The 7792-nt window shown below is 61.8% G+C and carries 7 protein-coding genes; 2 read left to right on the top strand and 5 right to left on the bottom strand.

Annotated features, from left to right (window positions below; genetic code table 11):
- Together VJR68_RS21750 and VJR68_RS21745 are read left to right on the top strand one after the other, a co-directional pair.
- A partial coding sequence (locus VJR68_RS21750; RefSeq protein WP_324151001.1) for a cupin domain-containing protein occupies positions 1-339 on the top strand: 339 nt, incomplete at its 5' end.
- Between the two features lie 266 nt (positions 340-605).
- Positions 606-1760: an alkaline phosphatase family protein gene (locus VJR68_RS21745; RefSeq protein WP_324150999.1), complete on the top strand. Its 1155-nt coding sequence runs from the start codon at positions 606-608 to the stop codon at positions 1758-1760.
- Positions 1761-1766: 6 nt separating this feature from the next.
- Here VJR68_RS21745 and VJR68_RS21740 read toward each other — a convergent pair whose 3' ends face one another.
- The 5 genes from VJR68_RS21740 to VJR68_RS21720 all read right to left on the bottom strand — a co-directional run.
- Complete coding sequence (locus tag VJR68_RS21740; protein ID WP_324150998.1) at positions 1767-2435, bottom strand: O-methyltransferase; 669 nt, start codon at positions 2433-2435, stop codon at positions 1767-1769.
- A gap of 169 nt (positions 2436-2604) precedes the next feature.
- On the bottom strand, positions 2605-4905 hold the full coding sequence (locus tag VJR68_RS21735; protein WP_324150996.1) for a TonB-dependent siderophore receptor: 2301 nt from the start codon (positions 4903-4905) through the stop codon (positions 2605-2607).
- A 305-nt stretch (positions 4906-5210) separates the two neighbouring features.
- Complete coding sequence (locus VJR68_RS21730; protein WP_324150995.1) at positions 5211-6206, bottom strand: FecR family protein; 996 nt, start codon at positions 6204-6206, stop codon at positions 5211-5213.
- The gene (locus tag VJR68_RS21725) at positions 6206-6721 is read right to left on the bottom strand and encodes an RNA polymerase sigma factor (protein WP_324150994.1); all 516 of its coding nucleotides are present in this window, start codon (positions 6719-6721) and stop codon (positions 6206-6208) included. Before VJR68_RS21725 ends, VJR68_RS21730 begins: the two co-directional genes overlap by 1 nt.
- A 12-nt stretch (positions 6722-6733) precedes the next feature.
- A partial coding sequence (locus VJR68_RS21720) for a VirK/YbjX family protein (RefSeq protein WP_324150992.1) occupies positions 6734-7792 on the bottom strand: 1059 nt, incomplete at its 5' end.

The following is a 7792-nucleotide window of genomic DNA, read 5'->3' as shown; positions in this document are numbered from 1 at the left end:
CGCGTGGTGCATCGTCCGTGGGGCAGCTATGACTCGCTTGAAGCGGGCGGGCGTTTCCAGGTCAAGCGCATCGTAGTGAAGCCGGGCGCCAGCCTGAGCCTGCAGAAGCATCATCATCGCGCGGAGCACTGGATCGTGGTGTCCGGCACCGCTGAAGTCACCTGCGATGAGAAGGTGTTTCTGCTGGCCGAAAATCAGAGCACCTACATCCCGCTCGGCAGCGTGCACCGTCTGCGCAATCCCGGCAAGGTGCCGCTGGAGTTGATCGAGGTGCAGTCCGGCAGCTATCTGGGCGAAGACGATATCGTGCGCTTTGATGATGTGTACGGGCGTGCCTGATTGGCTGGGCTTTCATCGGCGCGTTACGCGGAATGGTGGCGCGAGCGTTGATCATTGATCACCCCGGCAAAGGCCGGGGTCCCGCGACTTTAACTAGCCACAAAGACACTCGGTCCCGGCTTTCGCCGGGACGACGGGTCAGGAAGGACATCATCCAACTCCCTGCTGCGTGCATACGCCTCACGGCTTGATCCTGTTGCCCAAGGCGGCTGCAATAGCCGTCGCGCCAGCCCTCATGCCGGCCGCTATCACCCAAGGATTTCCGGATGTCCCGTTTATCAAGCCAGCTCCCCGTGCGCCGCCTGCTGACACGCACCCGCCTTTCCCTTATCGCGTTGCTCGCCACGTTTTGCGTGACTGCAAGCTGCCTCGCCGCCGCGCCGTCCAATCTGCCGCCGATCCGGCACGTCTTCATCATCATGCTGGAGAACGAGTCTTATCCGGTCACGTTCGGGCCGCAGTCGATCGCGCCCTATCTCGCCCGTGAGCTGCCCAAACAGGGCGCGCTGTTGCCCAACTACTACGGCATCGGCCATTACAGCCTGGACAACTACATCGCGATGATCAGCGGCCAGGCGCCCAATCCGGATACGCAGGCGGATTGCAGCACCTTCAGCGAATTCGTGGCCACCGCGAAAAAGCCGGATGCGAACGGGCAACTGCCAGGCACCGGCTGCGTCTATCCCAAGAGCGTAAGCACCCTCGCCAACCAGCTCACCGATGCCGGTTTTACCTGGAAGGCGTACATGGAAGACATGGGCAAGGATCCCGCGCGTGAATCGGCAACGTGCGCGCATCCGGTCATCGGCACGCCTGACATCACCGAGCATGCGACGCCGCAAGACCAGTACGCCACCAAGCACAACCCTTTCATGTACTTCCACACCATCATCGACAAAAAGAAGTACTGCGATGCCCGCGTGGTGAATCTCGATCACCTTGGCAACGATCTTGCCAAGCTCAAAAGCACACCCAACTTCGTCTACGTCACGCCCAACCTCTGTCACGACGGCCACGATGCGCCGTGTAAAAACGGCGAGCCCGGCGGCCTGATTTCCGCCGATGCGTTCCTGCGCACATGGGTACCGCGCATCATCGAATCGCCAGCGTTCAAGCAGGATGGCCTGTTGATCATCACCTTCGATGAAGGGAATGACGGCGCCGCCTGCTGCAACGAGAAAGCACTGCCTGGCGGCCCGCAACCGGGCGGCAAGATCGGCCCTGGCGGCGGCCGCATCGGCGCCGTCCTGCTCTCGCCCTATATCGCACCCGGCACGCAGCCTGAGACGGAATACAACCACTACAGCTTGCTGCGCACGCTGGAAGATATCTTCAGCCTGTCGCATCTCGGCTATGCGCAGGACAACGGGCTGCGTACGTTCGGCAATGATGTATTTACCGCACAGCCGGCCAGCAAGTAACCGGCGTCAGGCCGACACCACCGAAATCGAGAAGCCATCCCAACCTTTGGCGCCCACCGTCTGAATGGCAGTGGATTCGATGCCGGGCTGCTTCGCCAGCAAATCCATGAACTGGCGAATGCCGACCACATCAGGATCGGTATTCGTCGGGTCCGCCAACTTGCCATGCCGGATCACGTTATCGGCCACGATCACCGTGCCGGCTCGCGACAACGGCAAGCACAAGCGCAAGTAATCCGGATAGCCGTCCTTGTTCGCATCGATGAAGATCAAGTCGAACGGCTCGGTACGGCTGGCGATCATTTCCTCCAGCGAATCGGCGGCCATGCCGATCACCACCGATACCACCTCCGACAAGCCCGCCCGTTCGATATTGGCGCGCGCAACCGCAGCGTGCTCGGGACTGAATTCCAGCGTGACGAGAGCGCCATCGCGCGGCAACGCACGGGCAAGCCAGATGGTGCTATAGCCGCCGAGCGTGCCGATTTCGAGGATGCGCCGCGCACCGCGAATCTTCGCCAGCAGATAGAGAAACTTGCCCTGGTTCTCCGCCACGCTGATCGCCGGCAAGCCGGCCTGCGTACTCGCATCGAGCGCTTCCTGGAAAATGCCATCGGCGTGAACGAGACGATCGCCGATGTAGCGATCAAGAAAATTCCATTGATCCTGATTCATGCCGGGTACCTGATCGAGGCTGCGAATGGAGCAGCCACCATACACGTTCAAACGTGGAGCCTGAAACAAGAGCGTCACTGAAAAGGGATGGTCCTGGCATGCATCAAGCAGCTTGATGCTGGGATTTCATCCCAGCCTACGGGCTACAGGCCACGGCTATCCGTGTGCATCAAAAATCCACCGCCCCGCTCAACAAAACCGTCCGATGATCATCCAGCGGTACAAACGTTTCATTGAACGTCGGGCTGTATAGATTCCGCGAAAGGATATTGCGCATACCCAGCGTCACGCTCCAGTGCGGGGCACGGTAGAACACGTTCATATCCACCCGCGCCTGGCCGGGAATCTGGATGTACGCGCTTTCGTCGGACATCTGCCCGACGCTGCGGCTGCGTGCCAGCACGCCGCCGGCCATGCCGAATCCACGCAGCCAGCCTTGCTGAAAGGCGTAGCTCGCCCACAGGTTGAAACGCTGCTGCGATTCCCCGGTGGCCTCCGAGCCGTCGTTGTTGTGCACCGAGGCGCGCGTGTACGCGGTACTGAGGTTCAGTCCCGGCGCCAGCTGTCCATTGAATTCAATCTCGATGCCCTGGTTCGACTGTCCCGGTCCGCTGACGATGTAGTACGGCGGCTGTAGCGAGACCAGGTCATTGCTGTGGTCAAGCATGATGCGATAGGCAGCCACCGTCAGGCGTGCGCGATGCTGAAACAGATCGAACTTTGCGCCGGCTTCGATCTGGCGCGATAGCGACGGCGGCAGCGGGGTGTTGTCCTTGCCCAGGTCCACATCCGGCTGAAAACCGTTGGATGTATTCGCATACAGCGACATGCTCGGCGTCAGCTTGTACACCAGCCCGAAATTGGGCACCCAATGCACCTTGTGCAGATTCCAGGGCGTGCCGTCCGCATGCGTGGTATCCAGCTGATAGCTGGTGCGCCGCACCGCCAGCAACGCTTCCCAGTGGCTGCCGAGATTGATCTGGTCCTGCAGGAACACACCGGTTTCCGTCGTCCACGGTGTATCCGGTATATAGGCGTTGAGATAATCGCTCGACGATATCTGGGAAGCCGGCGGTTGCAACGGCCCGCTGGTGAAGAGGTTGTAGCTCATGCCGGCGCCGGCATTGCTGAAAGCATCGATGCCGCCACCAATCTGGATGCGCGAATAGTCCACGCCCAGCATGACCGTATGCTGCATCCAGCCGTGCCCGAACTCACCCACGATGTCGTTCTGCAAGGTGTAGTACGCGTCGGAAACGCGGTAGTGCTGCCCCACCGCACCTGCATCACCTTCAAGGTCCATACCGCTCACCAGCCAGTTCTGCAAGTCCATCGCCTCGCGCACGTATTGCGCGCGGCTGCGGAGCGTCCAGGTATCGTCGAAGCGATGCTCCAGCAGGTAGAACAGCCGCCGCGTTTCCACCGAGCTGTGATCGTTCGGGTTGTCCAGCAAGATACCGGGAGGCGAAGCCGATCCCACCGTATCGCCAAGCAGCACCACGTGATCGGGAATCGGCACGTGATTCATCATCCACGACATGCCGGCGATGAATGTCGTATTCGGCGTCGACCAGCCGATCGATGGCGCAACGTAGCGATTGCGCTGTCCGCGCATGCCTTGCGGCGTGCTGTCGGCCATGTCGCCATTCAAGATCAGCCGGTACGTCAACGATTTGCTGTCGTTCAGTGGGCCGGCCAGATCCACGCCGAGCTGCTTTTCGCCATGCTCTCCAAGCGACCACATGACCTGGCGCACCGGTTCGCTTTGCGGCTTTTTCAGGATGACGTCGATCAGCCCGCCGAAGTTGTTGTACGCCGACGTATCGCCCAGCACGGCTTGCGGCCCTTTCAGCACTTCAACGCGCTCCAGGGCCACCATCGGCGGATAGTCGCCAATGCCGAGCACATTGTTCGGCATGCCGTCGGTCATGCCGTTGCCGGCGATGAACCCGCGCACGTCGAACACCGGCAATCCGGCGGTGCCATCCACGTATTGCGCGCCGGCCACGTTGCGGATGGCATCGGCAATCGTCAGCACCTGTTCGGATTGCAGCAGGCTCTGCGTCACCACGCTGACCGATTCCGGCACGTCCAGCGGATCGGCCAGCATGCGCCCGGGACCGCTGGTGACGTCGGCCATGAAGCCTGCATCGCGCCCCACCAGACCGATCGCCTGGATCGGTGGCAGCAAGATCGTGGTCGATTCGTCGGCGAATGGACGTTTGGACGGCTGAACGGCGGCGACCGCGCGCGGCTTTACCACCACCGTGCGTGCGTCGACGAAGGCAAAGCCCATATCCGTGCCATCCAGCAGACGCGTCAGCGCCGACTCGGCCGACAGCGTACCGATCACTTCGTGCGAACGCAGCGCATCCACCGTCTTGCCGGCGGTCAATACTTGCACGTTGGCCTGCTTGCCGAAGGCGATCAACGCCGTGGCCAGCGACTGCGCCGGTATCTCGAAACGCATGCCAACCGACTGCTCCGTTGCATGAACCGGTAAAGCACCCGCCGTCCATACAACCATCCCCATTGTCAGGCCGCCGAAAGCCGGCAGCCAGGCAAATCGCCTCATGGCCTGCGTCAACTCTGCGCTAAATCACGAGTGTGACATGCAGCCTGTCCGTTGGCATCACCTGCAAGTCATAAAAAGGCCGTGCAATCGGCTAGCTTGCGGCAGGCTTGCAACAACACTGCGTAGGCCGGGATGCAATCCCAGCATCACCATGCCAAGAAAAGCTGGGATTGCATCCCAGCCTACCTGCTACGAATGACCTACCGGGCAGCACTCTTTGCATCGGATAGCACCACCCGGCCGGCTTGCTTGTTTACCTGCAACGGAAACACTTCCGGCAACGCGTCCAGCCAGCTATCGATCGCATCGGTGTGGACGGTGCCGGTGTAGATCAGCCCATTCAGATTCGCATCGGCGACATGCAGCGGCGTGCCCGTATAGCGATTCAGATTGGCAATCACCACGCCCAGCGGTTCGTCGATGAACTCCAGGCGATTGCTGCGCCACGCCGTTGCTTGCGCTGGCGAAACGATGTCGACCGTCATGCTCGATGTAGTCGGATCGTAGGAGACGCGCTGCCCTGCCGTCGCTTCCAGCGTGTCACCCGGACCGGCATTCGCGCGCCGATCGGCAATCGCCACACGCCCTTGCGTCACCGCCACCATCACACGCTCGCCGGTGCGACGCACGTCGAAGGCGGTACCGATGTCGCGCACGGTGACATGGCCGATCGTCACCACGAACGGCCGACGGCTGTCGTGCACGACTTCGAAATAAGCCTCGCCACCGCGTACGTCGATAGCGCGTTCCTGGCTGCCGTACGTCACGCTCAACGTGGAGTCCGCGCCCAGCGCCACCTTGGTACCGTCCGGCAAGCTGAAATTGCGGTTCTGTGCGATGCCGCTTTGGTAGACCTGAGCGGTTACCGCAGGAGCATGTTGCATCCAGCCGACATAGAGCGCAGCGCCCAGCATCACGGCTGCGATGGAGGCTGCCGCAGCCAGCGGCAACCAGCGCCGCTGCGGGCCGGCCGGCTTCGCAAAAGCCTCGGCCAGCCTGCGACGTGAAACCTGGTCCAGCGACCCCAGTTGCTCGGCCAGCGCGCTCACCTGTTCGAACGCTTGCAGGTGGCGCTCGTCTTCGTTCGTCCATGCCAGCCATTGTTCGACGACGTCATCGCCCGCGTTCGGCTCGCGCAATCGTGTCCACCATTCCGCGGCGACCTGCATGGTTTGATCCTGCTGTTTGCTTGCCATCACGGCACCTCCGTCTCGTCGACACGCGCACGGCAATGAGCCAGTGCGTTGGCGACGTGGTAGCGCACCATGCGCTCGCTGAGTTTCATGGTTTGGGCGACATGGCTGAAATCGCGCCCTTCGATTACGTGCATCACAAAGGCTTGCGCCGTTTTGGCCGGCAATTCGCTCAAGGCCCGGCGCACACCGGCCACCTGTTCCACTGCCACCGCATGATGGGCCGGACTGTGCTCATCCACCGGCTCATCCTGCGATTGCACGACCGCAAACTCACTGCGCACCTTGCGCTTGCGCAGACGATCGATGGCAAGATTGCCCGCCACCTTGAACAGATAGCTGCGCAGCGAATCGACTTCCTCGCGGTTGTCCATGGTGAGCATGCGCAAATACGCTTCCTGCGCCACTTCCTGTGCATCCGACAAGGAGTTGAGGCGACATTGCAGAAACGCGATCAGCGCGCGGTTCTGCTCGCGAAATAACTTTTCGACGTCGCTGACATGCACGGATAGCGTCACGGCGCTCATACCCTACGGACCGTTGCCAGAGCCTGCCACAACCGGAACCGGCATGCGCGGCGCATCGTTCGCGGCAAGCTGAAATCCGGGTATCGGCGGCGCCAGGGCGTTCAGCAGCAATTGCTCGGCTTCACGCCGCAGTGCTTCGCGGCGGCGGAACGCAGCGCGATGATTGCTCGGCACCTCCGCCTCCGACTTGTGCGTCAACGACCCCGGCAGCGCGTACCAGCCACCGCCAATGCGCCGGCCACGCTGCTCTTCCCAGAACGCGTCGTAGTCGGAGTACAGCGGACGGCCACTGCGGCGCAGCGGATGGGCATCGTTGCTGATCGCCACCAGCCGCTCGATGCCATAGTGGCCGGCGAACGCGTAGACGAGCGACAGCATCAATTGCTTGGGCCGCATGCCGTGCAGGAGGCGCGTAAGTTCGCGCACCACCTCCTTGGCATTCTCGCCGCGCGGCCCTTGCAGGCAGCCGATCATCATCGTCGGCAGTTCATCCGCGATCGAGAACACGATGCTGTACAGCGGATCCTCATTCACATCGCACAATTGCAAGCACAGCTCGCCTTCGCAGCCCTTGTAGATCGGTGGCCGCAAACACAGGGTGAGCAGGGAGCCATCCTTGGCCGTCAGGCTTCCTAAACTCGCATGGCCCATGGCATAGACCAGCTCGTACAAACCGGGCGGTAGATGTGCTTTGGCAAAGCGGTAATGCTGCTGCAGATAGGTCAGTCGATCGCGCCGATGCCAATGCGCGTTGACGTAGCGGTGCATGTGCCGCTCAAGCAGGCGCGGATCGCGCTGGCGGTAGGCACTCATCACCGGGTCGTCGGCGATCGTGGCCAGAAAGCGCTGATGCTGCGGCAGCATGCACAGGCTGCGCGCAAGGTACTTCAATGCGGTGACGCCGCGCTTGTACCAAGGACCGGTCCAGTCCTGGCGGCGGCGCATGGAATCGAACAGATTCGCCAGCGTGCCGGCGTGTTCCGTACCGTTGGCGGCGCCACGGTTTTTTTCAAGCAGCGATCGCGCGCGCGGAGGCCGCGAAGCGGGCGCATAGGCGCCGGG

Origin of the sequence: Dyella sp., from assembly GCF_035277725.1 — a bacterium.
GTDB lineage: Bacteria > Pseudomonadota > Gammaproteobacteria > Xanthomonadales > Rhodanobacteraceae > Dyella_B.
The sequence above is the reverse complement of the archived record's forward strand: the minus strand, read 5'-3'. Positions and strand labels throughout refer to the sequence as shown.

What these genes read in the sequence shown, in the direction of transcription:
- VJR68_RS21745 (WP_324150999.1), top strand. Translation starts at nt 606, where the DNA reads ATGTCCCGTTTATCAAGCCAGCTCCCCGTGCGCCGCCTGCTGACACGC.
- VJR68_RS21740 (WP_324150998.1), bottom strand. Translation starts at nt 2,435, where the DNA reads ATGAATCAGGATCAATGGAATTTTCTTGATCGCTACATCGGCGATCGT.
- VJR68_RS21735 (WP_324150996.1), bottom strand. Translation starts at nt 4,905, where the DNA reads ATGCGTTTCGAGATACCGGCGCAGTCGCTGGCCACGGCGTTGATCGCC.
- VJR68_RS21730 (WP_324150995.1), bottom strand. Translation starts at nt 6,206, where the DNA reads ATGGCAAGCAAACAGCAGGATCAAACCATGCAGGTCGCCGCGGAATGG.